General features: G+C 39.6%; 22 protein-coding genes and 1 other annotated feature. Of the genes, 19 read left to right on the top strand and 3 right to left on the bottom strand.

Annotated features, from left to right (window positions below; translation table 11 throughout):
- Window positions 1-290: 290 nt before the first annotated feature.
- Window positions 291-362, top strand: a sequence feature (ribosomal protein L21 leader region).
- A gap of 13 nt (window positions 363-375) precedes the next feature.
- From rplU to pheA, 6 genes are all read left to right on the top strand, one after another.
- Entirely contained in the window at window positions 376-684 is a 309-nt protein-coding gene (gene rplU / locus ABU914_RS12340) for a 50S ribosomal protein L21 (RefSeq protein ID WP_379670037.1), read from the top strand.
- 2 nt (window positions 685-686) lie between these two features.
- Window positions 687-1,028 carry a ribosomal-processing cysteine protease Prp gene (locus tag ABU914_RS12345; RefSeq protein ID WP_379670038.1) on the top strand — a complete coding sequence of 114 codons (342 nt, stop codon included), beginning with the start codon at window positions 687-689 and terminating at the stop codon, window positions 1,026-1,028.
- A gap of 12 nt (window positions 1,029-1,040) precedes the next feature.
- Window positions 1,041-1,331: a 50S ribosomal protein L27 gene (gene rpmA, locus ABU914_RS12350; protein ID WP_379670039.1), complete on the top strand. Its 291-nt coding sequence runs from the start codon at window positions 1,041-1,043 to the stop codon at window positions 1,329-1,331.
- Between the two features lie 174 nt (window positions 1,332-1,505).
- A complete protein-coding gene (gene obgE, locus ABU914_RS12355) occupies window positions 1,506-2,789 on the top strand; it encodes a GTPase ObgE (protein WP_379670066.1) in 1,284 nt (427 codons plus the stop codon).
- 76 nt (window positions 2,790-2,865) lie between these two features.
- Window positions 2,866-3,306: an ACT domain-containing protein gene (locus tag ABU914_RS12360; RefSeq protein WP_379670067.1), complete on the top strand. Its 441-nt coding sequence runs from the start codon at window positions 2,866-2,868 to the stop codon at window positions 3,304-3,306.
- A 77-nt stretch (window positions 3,307-3,383) separates the two neighbouring features.
- Window positions 3,384-4,235: a prephenate dehydratase gene (pheA, locus tag ABU914_RS12365; RefSeq protein ID WP_379670040.1), complete on the top strand. Its 852-nt coding sequence runs from the start codon at window positions 3,384-3,386 to the stop codon at window positions 4,233-4,235.
- A 132-nt stretch (window positions 4,236-4,367) separates the two neighbouring features.
- Here the strand turns inward: pheA and ABU914_RS12370 are convergent, their stop codons facing one another.
- Window positions 4,368-4,913 carry a transcription repressor NadR gene (locus ABU914_RS12370; protein WP_379670041.1) on the bottom strand — a complete coding sequence of 182 codons (546 nt, stop codon included), beginning with the start codon at window positions 4,911-4,913 and terminating at the stop codon, window positions 4,368-4,370.
- A gap of 203 nt (window positions 4,914-5,116) precedes the next feature.
- Between ABU914_RS12370 and safA the strand changes: the two genes are divergently transcribed.
- The 12 genes from safA (at window position 5,117) to yajC (ending at window position 15,138) form a co-directional block, all read left to right on the top strand.
- Window positions 5,117-6,250 carry a SafA/ExsA family spore coat assembly protein gene (gene safA / locus ABU914_RS12375; RefSeq protein WP_379670042.1) on the top strand — a complete coding sequence of 378 codons (1,134 nt, stop codon included), beginning with the start codon at window positions 5,117-5,119 and terminating at the stop codon, window positions 6,248-6,250.
- Window positions 6,240-7,199 (top strand): phosphotransferase, encoded by a 960-nt coding sequence (locus tag ABU914_RS12380; RefSeq protein WP_379670043.1) that lies wholly within the window; start codon window positions 6,240-6,242, stop codon window positions 7,197-7,199. Before safA ends, ABU914_RS12380 begins: the two co-directional genes overlap by 11 nt.
- Window positions 7,200-7,235: 36 nt before the next feature.
- Entirely contained in the window at window positions 7,236-7,979 is a 744-nt protein-coding gene (gene nadE, locus ABU914_RS12385; protein WP_379670044.1) for an NAD(+) synthase, read from the top strand.
- 82 nt (window positions 7,980-8,061) lie between these two features.
- The gene (locus ABU914_RS12390; protein WP_379670045.1) at window positions 8,062-8,817 is read left to right on the top strand and encodes a YhcN/YlaJ family sporulation lipoprotein; all 756 of its coding nucleotides are present in this window, start codon (window positions 8,062-8,064) and stop codon (window positions 8,815-8,817) included.
- 157 nt (window positions 8,818-8,974) lie between these two features.
- Window positions 8,975-9,700 carry a YebC/PmpR family DNA-binding transcriptional regulator gene (locus ABU914_RS12395; RefSeq protein ID WP_379670046.1) on the top strand — a complete coding sequence of 242 codons (726 nt, stop codon included), beginning with the start codon at window positions 8,975-8,977 and terminating at the stop codon, window positions 9,698-9,700.
- A 78-nt stretch (window positions 9,701-9,778) separates the two neighbouring features.
- On the top strand, window positions 9,779-10,264 hold the full coding sequence (locus ABU914_RS12400) for a BofC C-terminal domain-containing protein (RefSeq protein ID WP_379670047.1): 486 nt from the start codon (window positions 9,779-9,781) through the stop codon (window positions 10,262-10,264).
- A gap of 566 nt (window positions 10,265-10,830) precedes the next feature.
- Complete coding sequence (gene ruvA, locus ABU914_RS12405; protein WP_379670048.1) at window positions 10,831-11,427, top strand: Holliday junction branch migration protein RuvA; 597 nt, start codon at window positions 10,831-10,833, stop codon at window positions 11,425-11,427.
- A 14-nt stretch (window positions 11,428-11,441) separates the two neighbouring features.
- Entirely contained in the window at window positions 11,442-12,437 is a 996-nt protein-coding gene (ruvB, locus tag ABU914_RS12410; RefSeq protein WP_379670049.1) for a Holliday junction branch migration DNA helicase RuvB, read from the top strand.
- Window positions 12,438-12,635, top strand: a complete 198-nt coding sequence (locus ABU914_RS12415) for a DUF2905 domain-containing protein (protein WP_379670050.1) — start codon at window positions 12,438-12,440, stop codon at window positions 12,633-12,635.
- 28 nt (window positions 12,636-12,663) lie between these two features.
- Window positions 12,664-13,707 (top strand): tRNA preQ1(34) S-adenosylmethionine ribosyltransferase-isomerase QueA, encoded by a 1,044-nt coding sequence (queA, locus tag ABU914_RS12420; RefSeq protein WP_379670051.1) that lies wholly within the window; start codon window positions 12,664-12,666, stop codon window positions 13,705-13,707.
- Window positions 13,704-14,843 (top strand): tRNA guanosine(34) transglycosylase Tgt, encoded by a 1,140-nt coding sequence (tgt, locus tag ABU914_RS12425; protein ID WP_379670052.1) that lies wholly within the window; start codon window positions 13,704-13,706, stop codon window positions 14,841-14,843. Before queA ends, tgt begins: the two co-directional genes overlap by 4 nt.
- Before the next feature lie 31 nt (window positions 14,844-14,874).
- Window positions 14,875-15,138: a preprotein translocase subunit YajC gene (gene yajC / locus ABU914_RS12430; RefSeq protein WP_379670053.1), complete on the top strand. Its 264-nt coding sequence runs from the start codon at window positions 14,875-14,877 to the stop codon at window positions 15,136-15,138.
- 62 nt (window positions 15,139-15,200) lie between these two features.
- Here the strand turns inward: yajC and ABU914_RS12435 are convergent, their stop codons facing one another.
- On the bottom strand, window positions 15,201-15,578 hold the full coding sequence (locus ABU914_RS12435; RefSeq protein WP_379670054.1) for a TIGR04086 family membrane protein: 378 nt from the start codon (window positions 15,576-15,578) through the stop codon (window positions 15,201-15,203).
- A 285-nt stretch (window positions 15,579-15,863) separates the two neighbouring features.
- On the opposite strand from ABU914_RS12435, the gene ABU914_RS12440 reads away from it, so the two are divergent.
- Window positions 15,864-16,487, top strand: coding sequence for a YetF domain-containing protein (locus ABU914_RS12440; RefSeq protein ID WP_379670068.1), 624 nt, complete (start codon window positions 15,864-15,866; stop codon window positions 16,485-16,487).
- Window positions 16,488-16,619: 132 nt separating this feature from the next.
- Here the strand turns inward: ABU914_RS12440 and spoVB are convergent, their stop codons facing one another.
- Window positions 16,620-18,173 carry a stage V sporulation protein B gene (spoVB, locus tag ABU914_RS12445; protein ID WP_379670055.1) on the bottom strand — a complete coding sequence of 518 codons (1,554 nt, stop codon included), beginning with the start codon at window positions 18,171-18,173 and terminating at the stop codon, window positions 16,620-16,622.
- Window positions 18,174-18,187: the final 14 nt, after the last annotated feature.

Raw genomic sequence — 18,187 nt, forward strand, 5'->3', positions numbered from 1 at the left:
CCGATTCAAATTCGGTTTACCTAGTGGTTTTATTGTACCAAAGGATGTGATAGAAAAAAAGGGAAACTTGAGTTATCCACAATTTAAAAAGTCAAAAACAGAAATTCGGTTCGTTTCGACTCAAAAAAGAGGAAGACCAACTGGTAAAAATTAACAACTGTGGATAAGTGATTTTCCCATCATCAAAGAGTAAGAGATATAAATTTACTCTTCATGGCTACAAAACTTCAAATAAAATTGACATCTGCCTTATTTCATGGTAATATTTTTTTGTTGTTTAAAAGCACCTAACCGTGCTACAACCGCACAAAACAGGTTATTAAGCGAGGTTCGCACCTGTGATGGCGAGTCTTAGATAAAATAGGAGGTGCAGAAATGTACGCAATTATTGAAACTGGTGGTAAACAAATTAAAGTTGAAGAAGGTCAAGAGATTACTGTTGAACTTTTACAAGGTGAAACTGGAGAAACGGTTACATTTGACAACGTTCTATTCGTCGGCGGAGACGACACGAAAGTTGGAACACCGTACGTTGAAGGTGCAACGGTTTCTGGAAAAATTGTTGAACATGGTCGTGGCGATAAAATTATCGTGTTCAAATATAAAGCGAAGAAAAACTACCGTCGCAAACAAGGACACCGTCAACCTTATACAAAGGTCACGATTGAAAAAATTAACGCATAACGATGATAGAAATTAACGTTGAACGTAATCAAGAAACGAAGCACATCACTTCATTTACGATTAGTGGACATGCAAATGCAGGACCTTATGGATATGATCTCGTTTGTGCAGCCGTTTCTGCACTTTCGATTGGAACAGTGAATGCTGTTGCCAAACTGTGTGATGTGAAGTTGCCGATTGAATCGGGGAAAAAAGGTGGTTATTTACGGTGTGAAATCCCGAACGATTTAACAAAGTCTGTCGAACATGACATTCAATTGTTAATCGAAGGGATGCTCGTCGGTTTGCATGATATCGCTGAGGAATATAGTAGACATATGACGATTAGAGAAAGCCAAGCATAGGAGGTGTATACAATGCTTAAAATGAATCTTCAGTTTTTCGCATCGAAAAAAGGTGTCGGTAGTACAAAAAACGGGCGTGATTCGATCGCGAAACGTCTCGGTGTGAAACGTGCGGATGGTCAATTTGTAACGGGTGGTTCGATTCTTTTCCGCCAACGAGGAACAAAAATTCATCCAGGTCTTAATGTAGGCCGCGGGAAGGATGATACGCTTTATGCTAAAATCGATGGTGTCGTTAAATTCGAACGCCTCGGGCGCAATAACACAAAAGTGAGCGTATATCCAGAAGTGAAAGAAGCATAATCCAACGAGTTTAAACGGAAGCATAGAATTGATTCATCCGTAGCATAGCCCTAGCCAATTTTGGTTTAGGGTTTTTTTACTTGAATGAAGAATAAATAGAAAGGCGAAGTTGAAAGCTATCGTCGAAACAGGTAGAGTTAATTTATAATTGAAGTGAACGAGCAGGTGAACGATATGTTTGTCGATCAAGTGAAAGTTTTTGTAAAAGCTGGTGATGGAGGGAACGGTATGGTTGCCTTCCGGAGAGAAAAATATGTTCCAGATGGCGGACCTGCTGGCGGAGACGGTGGAAAAGGAGCGGACGTTGTTTTCGAAGTTGACGAAGGTTTACGTACGCTAATGGACTTTCGTTATAACAAACATTTCAAAGCAGAGCGCGGAGAACATGGCGGTCCGAAAAACCGTCACGGCAAAAATGCAGATCCGTTAATTGTACGTGTTCCCCCAGGCACGATTGTCATCGATGAAGACACGAATAAGATGATTGCAGATTTAACGACGCATAAACAACGAGCAATCGTCGCAAAAGGAGGTCGTGGGGGGAGAGGAAATACGCGATTTAAGACACCTGCAAACCCTGCACCTTATCACGCTGAAAATGGCGAACCAGGAAAAGAACGAAATTTAGTTCTTGAATTAAAGTTACTGGCTGATGTTGGGCTCATCGGCTATCCGAGTGTCGGAAAATCAACGCTACTGTCCGTTATTACATCTGCAAAACCGAAGATTGCGGATTATCACTTTACGACGATTACCCCTAATTTAGGTGTCGTGGAAACGGAGGATCACCGCAGTTTCGTCGTCGCTGATTTGCCGGGCTTAATTGAAGGAGCACATGAAGGGGTAGGATTAGGACACCAATTTTTGCGTCATGTCGAACGAACGCGTGTCATCGTTCATGTTATTGATATGTCGGGAATCGAAGGTCGCGATCCGTATGATGATTACGTTACAATTAATGATGAACTGAAACAGTACAGTGACAAATTAATCGATCGACCGCAACTGATCGTCGCTAACAAAATGGATCTTCCTCAAGCCGAAGAGAACTTACAGCTATTTAAAGAGAAGCTTAAAGAGTCATATCGTGTTTTTCCAATTTCCGCTTTAACGAAACAAGGGTTGCGGGAGTTACTTTTTGAGATTGCCAATACGCTTGAAAAAACGGAAGAAATACCGCTGTTCGATTTAGAAAATGAAGATGAGCATGTCATATACGGGTTTGAAAAAGAGGAGAAATTATTTACGATTACACGAGCGGGCGACGGGGCATTTGTTATTAGTGGTAAAAAATTGGAACGTTTATTCAAAATGACTGACTTTTCTAGAGAAGAAAGTGCACGCCGGTTTTCACGCCAATTACGAAGTCTCGGGGTTGATGATGCGTTGCGGGAATTAGGCGCTGAAGACGGTGATGTCGTGAGATTGTTGGATTTTGAATTTGAGTTTATTGATTAAAAGGTGAAAGCAGAGCACATCATTGGAATTGCACAAGAAAAAATAAAGTGAGGAACGATGTGTGAAACGAAAATCAATTCCAATTCAATATTACTTAGTTCGTGAAGATGTTTTAACAGAGTCAATGAAAAAGACATTGCAAGCAAAAGCATTGCTTGAGAGCGGTCAAGCCGCGCAAGTGAATGATGCAGTTTCTCAAGTCGGTTTAAGCCGAAGTGCTTTTTATAAATATCGCGATAGCGTATTTGCTTTTCACTCGATCGTGAAAGAAAAAATAATGACGCTTTCCGTTTTTTTGCTCGATCGTTCTGGAGCGTTGTCTGAAGTGCTAAAAACCGTTGCGGATTCAGGTTGTAACGTACTTACAATAAATCAGACGATTCCGCTTCAAGGAAGGGCAAACGTAACATTATCGATTGAAACGGCTGTAATGGTTATTGAACTTAGTGAGTTAATATCTCGGATTGAAGCCGTAGCAGCTGTTGAACGGGTTGAAGTGATTGGATCAGGTATGTAAAATTCCAGAGGTCAGTGCTCAGAGACCGGAAGTCAAAATTAGATAGAGATTACATTATGGATAGGGGAAATTTGGAGATGAGTTCAAAGATTAGCTACCTTGGACCGAGTGGTACGTTTACAGAATACGCTGCAAAAAAGATGTTTCCTAACGATGAATTAATCCCATATGAAACGATTCCAGACTGTATGGATGCGGTTAGTAATGATGAGACAGATTATTGTGTCGTGCCGATCGAGAATGCGATTGAAGGGACAGTCAATTTAACGATCGATTATTTATTTCATCATGAGTTGCCGATCGTTGCCGATATCGTTATCCCGATTAAGCAGCATTTTATGGTTCATCCGGATCACGAGCATGCATCTGATTTGATTTTAGAAATTTATTCACATCCACAAGCGATTGCACAAACGCATCATTTTGTGCGGACAAACTTCCCGAATGCTGTGATTCAATATACGAATTCAACCGCAGCCGCAGCAAAATTCGTGAAGGAACATCCAACTAAATGTATCGCTGCGATCGCAAATGAATTTGCTGCTGAAACATACGGTTTATCCATATTACACGAAGATATTCAAGATTTTCAAAATAACCATACAAAATTTGTCGTGTTGACTAAGTCGGGAGATCGCATACCTCTAAATGACAACTATATCGGTGATAAAACGACATTTAAGATCACGTTGCCTTCCGATTATTCAGGAGCACTGCATCAAGTGTTATCTGCTTTCGCATGGAGAAAACTAAACTTAACAAAAATTGAATCCCGGCCACAAAAAACCGGGCTTGGACATTATTTTTTCATTATTGATGTTGAAATGAAAGCCGATGAAGTGTTAATTCCCGGGGTAAAAGCTGAGTTGGAAGCACTCGGTTGCGGTGTTGATATTATCGGTAGCTATCCTTGCTTCAAAGTGGATTAATATCTAGGGTGGTGCGTTTTCGTAGTCCCTACGTCAGAAGTAAAACATAATCGAGAACGCTCCTAATTCAAAAGAAAACTGGACAAGACTGAAGGCTATGTCTCATCCAGTTATTCATAAAATGAGTGTAAATTATGAAAGAAGAATGCCCGCTTTTTCTAATTCGATACATGCTTCTTTCAACTGTTCTTCACTGTCTGCATCGAGGGTATGAAGGTGTACCCCCTCCGTTAATTCTGACAGAAGCGATGCGTTCGATGATTCGATTTTTTCAATAAATTGGTTTACTTCTCTGCGGTTTGAAAGCATTAACGAGCCTTTTAAATCACCATAAACGGGATGTTCAATTGTCACATCACGTACCGTTATTCCGTGATCAACGAGAATTTCTAATTCTTGTCTAGTTTCTTCAGGTGTATGCTTCACTGCAATCACCCATTGAAAAGGCGGATCATCAAGCGGTTGCTTTATGTATAAATAGCCTTTTGCTGTTGCAACGATGGGTTCGTTTTGTGCTTTTAGTAACGAAATATCTTGAACGATCACTTGTCTTGATACGTTCGTTTTCGTTGCAAGCACACTTCCTGTTATTGGTTCATTGCTTTCCTTTAGCCATGATAATATGAGTTTTCGGCGTTCATTGCCTAAGATTTTTTCTCCTTCATTTCGCACATCCATCGAACTCCCTTTTCATTCATCAACTTATTACTATTATACATAAATCATGAGAGCTGTTATAACTGAAAGTGCTGTCATAATCGTTTCGTTGGCGCATACATTTTTTATACTGTAGGCACACGTGTAAAGATGAATGAAATGTAGTAGCAATTAGCCCATCCGCTCATATACTGTAGAGACTTATTAATAGGGGGGAATGTTACGTGAGGATCCACATTGTTCAAAAGGGAGATACTCTTTGGAAAATTGCAAAAAAGTACAATGTTGATTTCGCGCAATTAAAAAGTTTAAACTCGCATTTAAGTGACCCGAATATGATTATGCCAGGAATGAAAATAAAAATTCCGTCGGGTCATTCACCTAGTCAAAAGCATTATAAGGAAATGCCGAAAAAGGAAGCTCCGATAAAAGAGGCACCTATTAAAGAGGCACCGATAAAAGAAATGCCTGTTCCTGCGCCACCACCGATGCCGGAATTGCCAAAGTATCCAATCCATGAGGAATCACCAGAATTTTTGCCACCTATACCCGAGCCTGAATTACCAATTGAGGCTCCGCCAGTACCGATGCCGCCAATGTATTATAAACCAATCCATCATAAGCCGATGTCTCCATGTGGGTGTGGTGCCCCGATTATGCCGATGCCGTGTCAACCGATTCATTGGCCTGGATATCACGGTCATTATCACGGATACGGTTACGGCAATATGATGCCTCCAATGCCAACAATGGGGGCGATGGAAGAGGAGTCGTCATCAAGTTCTTCCTATGATACGGACTACGACAATGCATCTATGTATGGATATGGTTCACAAGGTCTGTATGGTCAACAGCAAGATATGTATGGTGCGCACATGCCAATGTATGAACATCACCAAGGGATGTACGGACAACATATGCCGATGCAAAGTCAACAGTATGGGATGTACGGACAACACATGCCGATGCAAAGTCAACAGTATGGGATGTACGGACAACACATGCCGATGCAAAGTCAACAGTATGGGATGTACGGACAACACATGCCGATGCAAAGTCAACAGTATGGGATGTACGGACAACACATGCCGATGCAAAGTCAACAGTATGGGATGTACGGACAACACATGCCGATGCAAAGTCAACAGTATGGGATGTATGGACAACAACTGCCGATGCAACAACAGTATGAGCCATATTATCATCCACAAATGATGATGCGTTCACCTCAATTGAATGATGAACATACGATGCCAACTCCATCTTACGAAGCACCGCTCTTTTCGGAGGATGATGGAGGGATTTCAGATAAACGATATCAAGAATCTACTGAAGAAACAGAAGAAGATGAAAACTAATTATAACGAAAGAGACGATACCGCCGCGATTCGTCTCTTTGTTTTTCTTTTACACGAAAAAGGAATTGTTGTCCGTGCTCTATACCGGATTAAATTTAATCTTTACGTATTAAAATTGAAACAAGGTTATAAAGTAATTAAAGGGTTTCATACAAAACGAAAATTGCTGTTTCAATTGGAATTTACGCAAAAATTAGCTGAAGCTTATTGTTTTGAATTGTTTCCGAATGGTGAACGTTATGTCGTCTGGAACAATTATTATTGGGCATTAATGCCATATATATATGGAAACAAAGTGAATTTTACACAACCTGCCGATCAAATGGATACATTTCAAGCATTGCTTTATTTTCATCAAAAGGCTTCTGGCATTCGATTGATTGAAGAAGTACCGAACATTCGACGCCTCCTTCCGTATTATAAATTTCGTTTTCAAAATTTTATGCAAGTGCAAGATGATTTGCCGAACCGTCACTCGTATATGTTTAAGCAGGTGAGTCAATGGGGATTGTATGCTTTAAGGAAACTTTCTGAAGAGCCACTTGAGAAAATGGAAAAGCAAGCAGTACTTGATTGGCAATGGATTCATGGTGATGTCGCACATCATAATTTTATTCGAACAAAAGAAAACAATATCGTTATCATTGACTTTGACCTTGTTTCACTAGGCCCAAAAGAATATGATTATTTGCAGCTTGCACAACGAATGTTATGTTCAAATCATTGGAACGTCGAAGAACTGTTGCGTAACATCCCAACAATGCAGTTGTTAAGTGAACAACATTGGTTTATATACGGGTTGATTTTTCCAAATGATATTTTTCGTGAATGGAATTATTTTTTTCGAAAAAGAATGTGGAAACAAGTTGATGAACTACTACATTACACTGAACAGCAATTAACAGCTAGACTTCCGTTTATAAAAGAATGTATGCATATGATAAACTAAATGCGAAGGAACAATTTTGAAAGGCGGAACGCAAAGATGGAAGCAAAAGTCAATTTTTTAGTCAATTGGTTACGTGAACGAGTAACGGAAGCAAATATGAACGGACTTGTTGTCGGTGTAAGCGGTGGACTCGATTCAGCTGTTGTTGCAAACTTAATCAAATTAGCTTTTCCAGATGATTCGCTCGGGGTTATATTGCCAATTAAAAATATTGCAAGTGACGAAGATGATGCGATTGACGTTGTAAAAAAAGCAGATATTGATTATATGGTTGTAGATTTATCCGATATTCATGAACAATTGTTAACGAACATCAATATGAGTTTAGAGAAAAAACAGACATTCAACTCTGAAAAAGCAAAAATGGGCGATGCGAATTTACGTGCGCGATTGCGGATGAGCACACTCTATACGATTGCACATCATTACGGTTACTTAGTGTGTGGAACAGATAATGCAGCTGAGTGGTACACTGGTTACTATACGAAGTATGGTGACGGTGGGGTTGATTTGAATCCGCTCGTTCATTTAACAAAATCTGATGTTCGTGACATGGCTCGTTATTTAAAGGTACCAGAACAAGTTGTAACGAAAAAGCCAAGTGCTGGATTATGGGATGGCCAGACAGATGAACGTGAACTTGGTATGACATACGATGTCATAGACCGGTATTTAGATGGTCTTGACGTTTCAGACAATGACCGAAAACGAATTGAAACATTACATAGACAAACCGAGCATAAACGCAATGTTCCAGTAACACCACCACCATTTAGATGAATTTCGTACCAAATTGCCTATAACTGTTAGGATGATGAAGCTCATCTTTCGCCATCATAAAAGGTGAAAGGGGGTTTTTCATTTGAAAAAATTCGCATTGACGACGATGTCAGCTGTAATGTTAGCCGGGACGCTTGCGGCATGTAATACAAATGATAATGCTGCAAACGATCGGTACGATAACAACACAAGACCTATCGGATATTATACAGATGATAACGATAACACTAGAAGAGGCTTCATGGGTAATCGCCCTAATGACAACAATCGTGGCTTCTTTGGTACGAACAACACGACAAATCGTACAAACGATGGAATAAACAGACGTCAAAGCCCGTTTATGGATGGTAATGACCAAGTGAATAACCGTAACGAGGGCCCAATTACTGACATGATGGATGGCGATGATCAAAACCGATTCGGAAACAATCCACAAAATAATAATCGTCGCGGTACGTTTGAAAACCGTGGCAATGTTGGATATTACGATGGGACTGATCGAAAACTCGCAAAAAAAATATCTGAGCGTGTCAAAGATATAAAAGGGGTCAAAGATGCTCGGACAATTGTTTACGGTGACCAAATCGTTATCGGTGTTAACTCAAAAGATAACAACACACGAAATGTGGACAGAAAAGTCAAAGCCTCGATTCGTGACATCGTTCAAACACAAAATGTGACAGTCGTTACGGATAACGATATGTTTGATCGAATTAGCAACGTTGATGACAACATGCGAAACGGCAATGGTATCAACGAAGTCCAATCAGACATTAACGCGATCTTTAACGATTTAGGCAATGCGATTTCACGTCCTTTCCAAAATAACGTTCGCTAAATAAATAAAAAACAGGGTAATGACAACACATAGTCATTTGCCCTGTTTTTTTATACCTCCATCGTTTTTATCAGAATGGCTTGCCAACTGGTCAGCGATCCTTGTACGATAAAGATAATGGTTTAAAGACGTACAAATCGGGATTGGAGGATAAAAAATGGCTGGACATTCCAAATGGAAAAACATCCAACGAAGAAAAAATGCACAAGATGCAAAACGCGGGAAAATATTTATGAAGCATGCAAGAGAAATTTACGTTGCGGCAAAAAATGGCGGAGGAGATCCCGAATTAAACTCAGCATTACGTTTAGCGATCGATAAAGCAAAAACGAATAATATGCCGAGCGATAACATTGAGCGTGCGATTCAAAAAGCAGTCGGAGAACAAGGTGGAACGAATTATGAAGAAATTACATACGAAGGTTATGGTCCAGGTGGAATAGCAGTTATGGTTCAGTTGCTTACAGATAATAAAAATCGCTCTGCCGCTGAAGTTCGTCATGCATTTACGAAAAACGGAGGCAATTTAGGAGAAAATGGCTGTGTCGCATTTATGTTTAAACGAAAAGGTTTATTAATCATTGCGGATGAGCAATTGGATGAAGACGAAGTGATGCTTCATGCGATTGATGCTGGTGCTGAAGAGGTAGAGACCGAGGAAGGAGAATTTATAATTTATACTGAACCAGAAGATTTTGAACAAGTCAAACAAGTACTTGAAGAGTACAATTATATGTTTACAACGAGTGAAATTACGATGATCCCCGAAACGACAACGGCTCCGGGCGATGAAGATAAAGAAAACATGCTAAAGTTGATCGACATGCTTGAAGATTATGACGACGTTCAAGAAGTATTCCACAACATGGAATTCGAAGAATAACCTTGATTTACGAATAAACAATGTCATCTCTGGGTAATCTGATGATGAATATTCATCTCAATTACGAGAGGTGGTTTTATGCTACAGAAAGCATTAATCTCAATAGTTCTATTTTTCTTTGCAGTGGTAAGTCCATTTGCACACTTGTCAAAAGCCAAAAATGTGGCTGATCAGGTTGAAGTTCATCTCGTCAGAGAATATCTTGATGGTGAACGAAGTATTGAAGTTGTGAATGAAACTGTGAATTCAATCTCAGACATTTTTTTAATATATCAAGGCTGGGAGCTCGTTGACCATAACGATCACTATGTAAAATTGTATAAAAAAATTCAAGATATATCGCCTTTACTTAAAACAAATGGATATTTCGGTTTATCAGGAAATGGAATTTTAACTATTTACGATGGAAAACCGTCTGACGAAAAAGCGATTCAATCGTTTTATCAGCTTGATATTGACAAGCTGGAAAGTAACCTTATAAACAAATTAAAGATGGGCATTCCTATTAAAACGAAAAATGATTTTGTCACCGTCATTACGAAATTAAAACGTTACGAAAAATAAATTATATTTAAAAGAGAAGCCAAATCCGAGGCTTCTTTTTATATGTGTAGCGAACATGGCAACTATCTCCAAAGTGGGGTACACATCGATAAACACTAGAGAAGCGCAGGTAGCTCGAACAGAAATCTATTACGAAGGAGATGGATAAGGATTCACTACAAGTTAAAGTCCAAAAGCTGTGGTGTTTTCCCTAGAATGTCTCATAGGCAGTTAAGGAGTTCCTTACTAAGAAAGCAGGTCGGAAAAGTTTAATCGTGAGAAGTTAGCCATATCACGAAGGGGTGTATGTCACGAAATGTCCGAGAAAACAACTTCAGAATGTGTGAATGAGGCAAGTGTGAGCGTATCTCAAAGGATATCGTCACATGAACGGAAAGAAGAAACGAGTGTGGAAAAGGGAGCCAAAGCATGCACCATTATATAAATTAATCATTGTTTACGGAATTGTATATATATCGTGTGGTGTAAGAGGAGTGCAACTTTCCTTTCTACTCGATTATTCAACACTGAAGTCGATAGTCATGTTACAATAATGAGAATGAAAAAATAAGAGGAGAGAACAACAGTTGTATGAATTTTTTGTTGGGAAAATTGATTACGTCCATCCAGAATATATTGTGTTGAACGTTAATGGGGTCGGCTACCGAATCATTTGTCCAAATCCTTTCACATATAAAAATGAAAAAGGTGAAGTGAAGATTTATACATATCATTATGTCCGGGACGATGCATCGCTCTTGTACGGATTTCCGACCCGTGAAGAAAAAGCTCTTTTTTCAAAGCTTTTAAGTGTGTCAGGTATCGGCCCGAAAGGAGGACTTGCGATCTTGGCAACGGGTGAGCCAATGCAAGTCGTTTCTGCAATTGAACATGAAGATGAAAAATTTCTTATGAAGTTTCCAGGTGTCGGAAAAAAAACAGCTCGTCAAATGATCCTCGACTTAAAAGGTAAGCTTTCGGAATTTTTATCCTCACCTGATTTAAACGTCGAAGTAACGGAAACACCGGGGGATGAGGATCCATTATTGGAAGTGATGGAAGCGTTACGAGCATTGGGCTATGCTGAACGAGAAATAAAAAAAGTGTTGCCGAAATTGAAAGATGAATCACTTACGACGGAAACGTTAATTAAAAAAGCGCTTCAAATGTTAATCCAGTCATAGGGAGGTGAATGGATGTGGAAGAGAGACTTGTAACTGGAGAAGCGATTAGCGAAGATGGAGGAGAATTTAGTTTACGGCCTACGAGTCTAGCGCAGTATATTGGACAAGAAAAAGTGAAAGAAAATTTGCGGATTTTTATTGAAGCAGCGAAATTGCGAAAAGAAACACTTGACCACGTTTTGCTGTATGGTCCTCCTGGGCTCGGAAAAACGACGCTTGCTTCGATTATTGCCAATGAGATGGGCGTGAACATACGTACGACGTCTGGACCGACGATTGAACGTCAAGGTGATTTAGCTGCAATTTTAACTTCACTTGAACCGGGTGACGTATTATTTATCGACGAAATTCATCGTCTCCATCGTTCAGTTGAAGAAGTGCTCTATCCAGCTATGGAAGATTTTTGTTTAGATATCGTCATTGGACAAGGGGAAACGGTTCGCTCGCTTCGCATCGATTTACCGCCTTTTACGCTAATTGGCGCTACGACGAGAGCGGGCTTTCTTTCAGCACCGTTACGTGATCGATTTGGCGTGTTAAATCGGTTAGAATATTATACAGAAAAAGAATTAATGTTAATTGTAAAACGAACAGCTGAGCTTTTTTCAGTCGAGATTGAAGATGAAGCAGCTAAAGAACTTGCGAAAAGGGCACGTGGAACGCCACGAATAGCGAATCGTTTACTCCGAAGAGTCCGTGATTTTGCTCAAGTCGAAGGTGATGGGAAAATTACACTTGCGATTACGAAGAGTTCATTAGATAAACTTCAGGTTGACGGTATAGGACTCGACCAAATTGACAATAAAATTATTACATGGATGATTACACGATTTAATGGCGGGCCTGTCGGATTAGATACGATCGCCTCTTCTATTGGTGAGGAGCCCCAAACGATTGAAGAAGTATATGAACCTTATTTATTACAGATTGGTTTTATCCAACGGACACCGAGAGGGAGGATTGTGACCCCGTTGGCCTATCGCCATTTTAATCTGGAGGTGCCCGAATAAATGGAGTTTTCCAAACTATTCATCATGATTGGCATTATTTTTTTACTCATTGGTTTCTTTATGCATTTTATCGGGAAGCTTCCTGGTGATATCATCATCAAAAAAGGGAATACGACGTTTTATTTTCCGATCGTTACGTCAATTGTTGTTAGTATTACTTTGAGCGTCATCTTTTATATTTTCAGCAAAATACGTTAATAGGAATTTAAGTAAGGAAGGCTATATTGTGGATGTTAAATTGTTTGATTTTCATTTACCTAAAGCGCTTATTGCACAGACACCGTTAGCGAATCGTTCAGACTCACGGTTGATGATCATCGATCCGCGTTCAAAAAAAATGGCTCACGAGCAGTTTTCTAATCTAGTCTCATTTTTGCATGAGGGAGATTGCCTTGTACTGAATGATACGCGTGTACTACCTGCTCGTTTGTATGGAGTAAAAGAAGAGACCGGAGCGAAAATCGAAGTGTTGCTTTTAAATCAAATGGAAGGCAACAAATGGAACACGCTTGTAAAGCCGGCAAAGCGCGTTCAGGAAGGAACGATTATCGATTTTGGCGAAGGCAAATTGAAAGCGATCTGTACAGCGATTGGTGAGAATGGAGGGCGTGAATTTGAATTTCACTACGAAGGAATTTTTTATGAAGTGTTAGACGAATTAGGTGAGATGCCATTACCCCCGTATATAAAGAAACAGCTTCATGACCGAGAACGGTACCAAACCGTGTATGCGAAACGGGAAGGATCGGCAGCAGCACCGACAGCAGGACTACATTTTACTAAAAAATTGTTAGACGAGATAAAAGCGAAAGGTGTACACCTCGCATATGTGACGTTGCACGTCGGACTCGGAACGTTTCGTCCTGTTTCGGCAAAAACTGTCGAAGAGCATAAAATGCACGCCGAATTTTATCAGTTAACTGAAGGAACGGCGACACTTATAAATCATGTCAAAAAGCAAGGAGGACGAGTGATTGCTGTTGGGACGACGACGGCGAGAACTTTGGAAACGATCGTAAGAGAGAAAGGTCAATTTAAGGCGGATGCGGGTTGGACAGATATTTTCATTTATCCTGGCTATACGTTTAAGGCGATCGATGGGATGGTTACTAATTTCCATTTACCCCAGTCTTCTTTAGTCATGCTCGTTTCTGCTTTAGCCGGAAGGGAATTTTTAATGCAAGCGTATGAAACAGCGATTCAGTCACGGTATCGTTTTTTCAGTTTTGGAGATGCGATGTTAATTTTGGAAGGAAGTGTCACGTCGTGACAGCAATTAAATATGAATTGATAAAAACGTGTCAACAGACAGGGGCTCGAGTAGGAAAAATTCATACCCCTCATGGAACAGTTGACACCCCGATGTTTATGCCTGTTGGCACATTAGCAACTGTGAAAACGATGAGCCCTGAAGAGCTTCATGAGATCGGTGCAGGCATTATTTTAAGCAATACGTATCACCTTTGGCTTAGACCGGGGTATGATATCGTAGAAGAGGCAGGCGGGCTTCATACGTTTATGAATTGGAGCAATCCGATTTTAACTGATTCAGGTGGATTTCAAGTATTTAGTTTAAGCGATTTACGAGAAATTGAAGAGGAAGGCGTACACTTTCGCAATCATTTAAATGGAGACAAGCTATTTCTTTCCCCTGAACTTTCTGTTAAAATCCAAAATGCACTCGGCGCCGATATTATTATGGCTTTTGATGAATGTCCACCATACCCAGCGACATATCATTATATGAAGGAATCAGTAGAGCGAACGAGTCGATGGGCAGAACGTTGCTTACAAGCACATGAAAATGTTGAGAAACAAAGTTTATTCGGAATTGTGCAAGGTGGGGAATTTAATGATTTACGAAAGCAAAGTGCAAAAGAACTTGTATCATTAGATTTTCCCGGATATGCGATTGGTGGATTATCGGTCGGTGAGCCGAAGCTTGTTATGAATCGGGTGTTAGAGGAAACGACTCCATTTTTACCAGCAACCAAACCACGTTATTTAATGGGAGTTGGCTCACCTGATTCATTAATCGATGGGGTGATCCGTGGGATTGATATGTTTGACTGTGTACTGCCGACACGAATTGCTCGTAACGGCACGTGCATGACTTCGGAAGGTCGCTTGACAATCCGAAATGCGAAATATGCTCGTGATTTTCGCCCGATCGATGAACAGTGCGATTGCCGCGTTTGTCAAACGTATACGAGAGCGTATATTCGTCATTTAATTAAAGCAAATGAAACGTTCGGCTTTCGTTTAACAACTTATCATAATCTTTATTTTCTGTTAAACTTAATGAAGCAAGTCCGTGAAGCGATTATGCACGACAACTTGCTCTCTTTCAAGGAAGAATTTTTTGAGTGTTACGGTTTTAACAGACCGAATGCTAAAAATTTTTAATTTGTTTAGATTTTATGAAAGGAGTGAAGATATGGAAGGGTTAGGCGGGTTTTTACCACTGATTTTAATGTTTGTTGTTTTGTATTTCCTATTAATTCGTCCTCAGCAAAAAAGACAGAAAGAAACGAGGGAAATGCATAATAGTTTGCAAAAAGGTGACAAAATCGTTACCATTGGTGGCCTACATGCCATCATTGATGCGATTGACGAAGACAAAGTGATTCTTCGTGCAGGTGATGGCTCAAAACTTACATATGATCGTCATGCTGTCCGTGAAGTTGTCGATCAAGAATAGCATAAAAAGGACGAGCAACAATACTGATTTGTCGCTCGTCCTTTTTCGTAGCAAGTTCGACGTTAATGTGCTGATTTACTGCTTACATTTACCCCGATTACACCGCCTAATGTCGCTGTAAGCACGTATGCGATATGATAAACGAACTGAGTTAGCTCATAATTGGAATTAAAACCAAGAAATTGAATGAGGAAGATAATAAGCACGAATCCAAGTCCTGTTACACCCCCAAGTATCCATCCAGCTTCTCTACCTTTGCCCCCAGCGATAAACCCTCCGATAAACAATGCGAGAAATGTAATGATGGCTGTGATCCATTGTAGCGATTGTTCGGTTACGTTTGAAAACTGCAAAAGCAACGATAAAACAAATCCAACGACTAAAATAATGACAAAAATAAATAGCAACCCGTAACTAACTGCTTTTATCGCTTTTTCCAATTAAAGCAAACCTCCTTGTCTTAAAATGTTACTAAAGCTTATTCATGTCGATTTTTTTTATACTAAGAACGTATTATTTTTTTCTGTAACTTATTTTAAAAGTGTTTTATACAGGGACAATGCAGCTTCTGAAAGAAGTTTTAGCCTGAAATTTTCCCTCAAAGTATCATTTACCAATTCATTACTACATGAACATCATCAGTCTGGTAGAAACTATATAGCATGATGAATGTGAATAAAGGTGAGTGATGTTTTTTGGGCACAGTTTTGTTGCGAACGATCATCATGTATTTTTTTATTATTCTTTTATTTCGAATTATGGGTAAGCGAGAGATTGGCCAGTTAAGTGTCATCGATCTCGTTGTCTCGATTATGATTGCAGAATTAGCAGTAGTCGCGATTGAAGATAACGACACTTCTTTACTTAGGGCCGTACTGCCAATGGTTCTTCTTGCGCTTATTCAAATTACGATGTCATATGTTTCACTTAAAAACCAAAAATTAAGACAAGTTCTTGACGGGAAACCGTCAGTCCTTATTGAACAAGGAAAAATTAATGAAAATGAAATGAAAAAACAGCGCTACAATTTTCATGATTTGTTAAGTCAGTTGAGAGAAAAAAATGTGAGCAACCTTCAAGATGTTGAATTTGCCATTCTTGAGCCTTCAGGATCACTATCCGTCATAACAAAAGACAAACAGAAGGAAAAAAGAGATGCAAGTTTAATTATGCCTCTTCCGCTCATCCTTGATGGGAAAATACAAGAGGAAAACTTACAGAAAATTAATAAGACGCCACTTTGGCTTCGGCAGCAACTTCGCAAACTTGGTTATCGTGACATAAAACAAATTTCATATTGCTCATTCGATGAATACAATACGTTTTTTGTAGATGTAAAAGATGAGTGAGTTGTAATGCATTTGAAAGCTCAAGTCATTGCATACCTTGAAATTTGTCTGTGCAATGTGCTTTCGCGATCGTAGACACGATTATTAACACTGACTAAATTCAGTTCCAAGTTAGATAGGAACATGTTACACCTATTTGACCCATCGCCGAATGAAAGGGATCGCTTTTAAGTCTTCTTTTTTTATAGCACCGACAATGATTGAAGTGAGGAAGAACAAAAGCGTTACGAACAAAATGGCGAGTAAAGTTGACTGAAAAAGGTCATTTTTCGTAACGAGTATTTGAAAAATTGGTTTTGCTAGTAGAAAACATACACTCACCGTTATTAAACATTTAGTCAGATCCATTATTTGTAGTTTGAATGATGTCACCTTCATAATCGTTGCTAAATGCATGAGTGTAACAAGTACGATTCCGATTGAAATTGCAAGGGCAACACCTTTTATGCCAAGATTTGGATTCGAAGCAAGTGCAAAAATACCGAACGTTTTTACGAGAGCACCGACTAAACTGTTAATCATTGCTGCTTTTGCAAATCCTAACGCTTGTAAAGATGCAGCGAGCGGACCTTGGAAATAATGAAAAAAGAAAAAAGGTGCCATCAATTGTACATAAACTGCAAACTGTGGAGCGTCATACAATAAATCCATTAGAGGAAAAGCAAAAATATACGTGATAATAAAAGAAATTCCACCTGCGATAAAAGAAAAGCGAATCGCTTGATTGATACGGTAATCGATCGACCGATAGTGCTTCTGAGCGGCGGATTCACTGATCGCTGGAATGAGTGAAGTAGAGATCGCATACGTAATAAAGCCTGGTAAGAGCAAAAGCGGAATCGCAAATCCAGTCAATGCACCGTATTGCTGTGTCGCTACAGTAGGGAGTACTCCAGCCAGTGCTAAGCTTTGTGCAACGATAATCGGTTCAAAAAAATAAGATACTGAACCGATCAATTGGCTTCCCGTTGTTGGCAAAGAGATACTCATTAACGAATGGAAGGTTTCTTTTCCTTGTTTAATCTGCTGAAAAAAACTTGCTCTTACTTTAAACTTTTTATTTAATTTAAATTTAGAAAATAAATAAATGAGGGATGCGAGTTCACCGAATACGACAGAAATCATCGCTCCCGCAGCAGCGAATTCTACGCCATATGGAAGGAAAGCCATCGTAAAAAAAGCGACAAGGGCAATGCGAACAACTTGTTCAATCACTTGTGAATAAGCGGATGGGCGCATGTTTTGTTTTCCTTGAAAATATCCGCGAATGACTGAAGAAATCGCAACGATTGGGACGACAGGTGCAATTGCAAGCAAAGGATAGAGCGTTCGTTCATCCGTAAAAAATGTTTTAGCAAGAATCGGTGCTACTATAAATAAGCCGGCTGTCCAGATAACACTAAGTACACCTGTTAACGTAAGCGAAACGACTAACACTTTTTTTATTTTTTTAGTATCATTGACTGCATCAGCTTCTGCAACCATTTTTGAAATGGCGACCGGAAGTCCAAGACGTGTTAATGTCACTGCTAAAATAAATGTTGGGACGGCCATCATATACAGTCCGACCCCTTCTTCACCTATAATTCGCGCGACGACAATTTTGTTTATAAATCCGAGTACTTTTGTAACAAAGCCTGCACCGACTAAAATAAAAGTGCCGCGTAGAAACGTTTGTTTCGACATGGCCTTCCCTGCTT

Source organism: Pueribacillus sp. YX66 (genome assembly GCF_041725775.1).
Lineage (GTDB): Bacteria > Bacillota > Bacilli > Bacillales > UBA6769 > Pueribacillus.

Bases quoted from the DNA above. Each gene is read 5' to 3' on its own strand.
- rplU (WP_379670037.1), top strand. From the start codon at position 376: ATGTACGCAATTATTGAAACTGGTGGTAAACAAATTAAAGTTGAAGAA.
- ABU914_RS12345 (WP_379670038.1), top strand. From the start codon at position 687: ATGATAGAAATTAACGTTGAACGTAATCAAGAAACGAAGCACATCACT.
- rpmA (WP_379670039.1), top strand. From the start codon at position 1,041: ATGCTTAAAATGAATCTTCAGTTTTTCGCATCGAAAAAAGGTGTCGGT.
- obgE (WP_379670066.1), top strand. From the start codon at position 1,506: ATGTTTGTCGATCAAGTGAAAGTTTTTGTAAAAGCTGGTGATGGAGGG.
- pheA (WP_379670040.1), top strand. From the start codon at position 3,384: ATGAGTTCAAAGATTAGCTACCTTGGACCGAGTGGTACGTTTACAGAA.
- ABU914_RS12370 (WP_379670041.1), bottom strand. From the start codon at position 4,913: ATGGATGTGCGAAATGAAGGAGAAAAAATCTTAGGCAATGAACGCCGA.
- ABU914_RS12380 (WP_379670043.1), top strand. From the start codon at position 6,240: ATGAAAACTAATTATAACGAAAGAGACGATACCGCCGCGATTCGTCTC.
- nadE (WP_379670044.1), top strand. From the start codon at position 7,236: ATGGAAGCAAAAGTCAATTTTTTAGTCAATTGGTTACGTGAACGAGTA.
- ABU914_RS12395 (WP_379670046.1), top strand. From the start codon at position 8,975: ATGGCTGGACATTCCAAATGGAAAAACATCCAACGAAGAAAAAATGCA.
- ABU914_RS12400 (WP_379670047.1), top strand. From the start codon at position 9,779: ATGCTACAGAAAGCATTAATCTCAATAGTTCTATTTTTCTTTGCAGTG.
- ABU914_RS12415 (WP_379670050.1), top strand. From the start codon at position 12,438: ATGGAGTTTTCCAAACTATTCATCATGATTGGCATTATTTTTTTACTC.
- yajC (WP_379670053.1), top strand. From the start codon at position 14,875: ATGGAAGGGTTAGGCGGGTTTTTACCACTGATTTTAATGTTTGTTGTT.
- ABU914_RS12440 (WP_379670068.1), top strand. From the start codon at position 15,864: ATGTATTTTTTTATTATTCTTTTATTTCGAATTATGGGTAAGCGAGAG.
- spoVB (WP_379670055.1), bottom strand. From the start codon at position 18,173: ATGTCGAAACAAACGTTTCTACGCGGCACTTTTATTTTAGTCGGTGCA.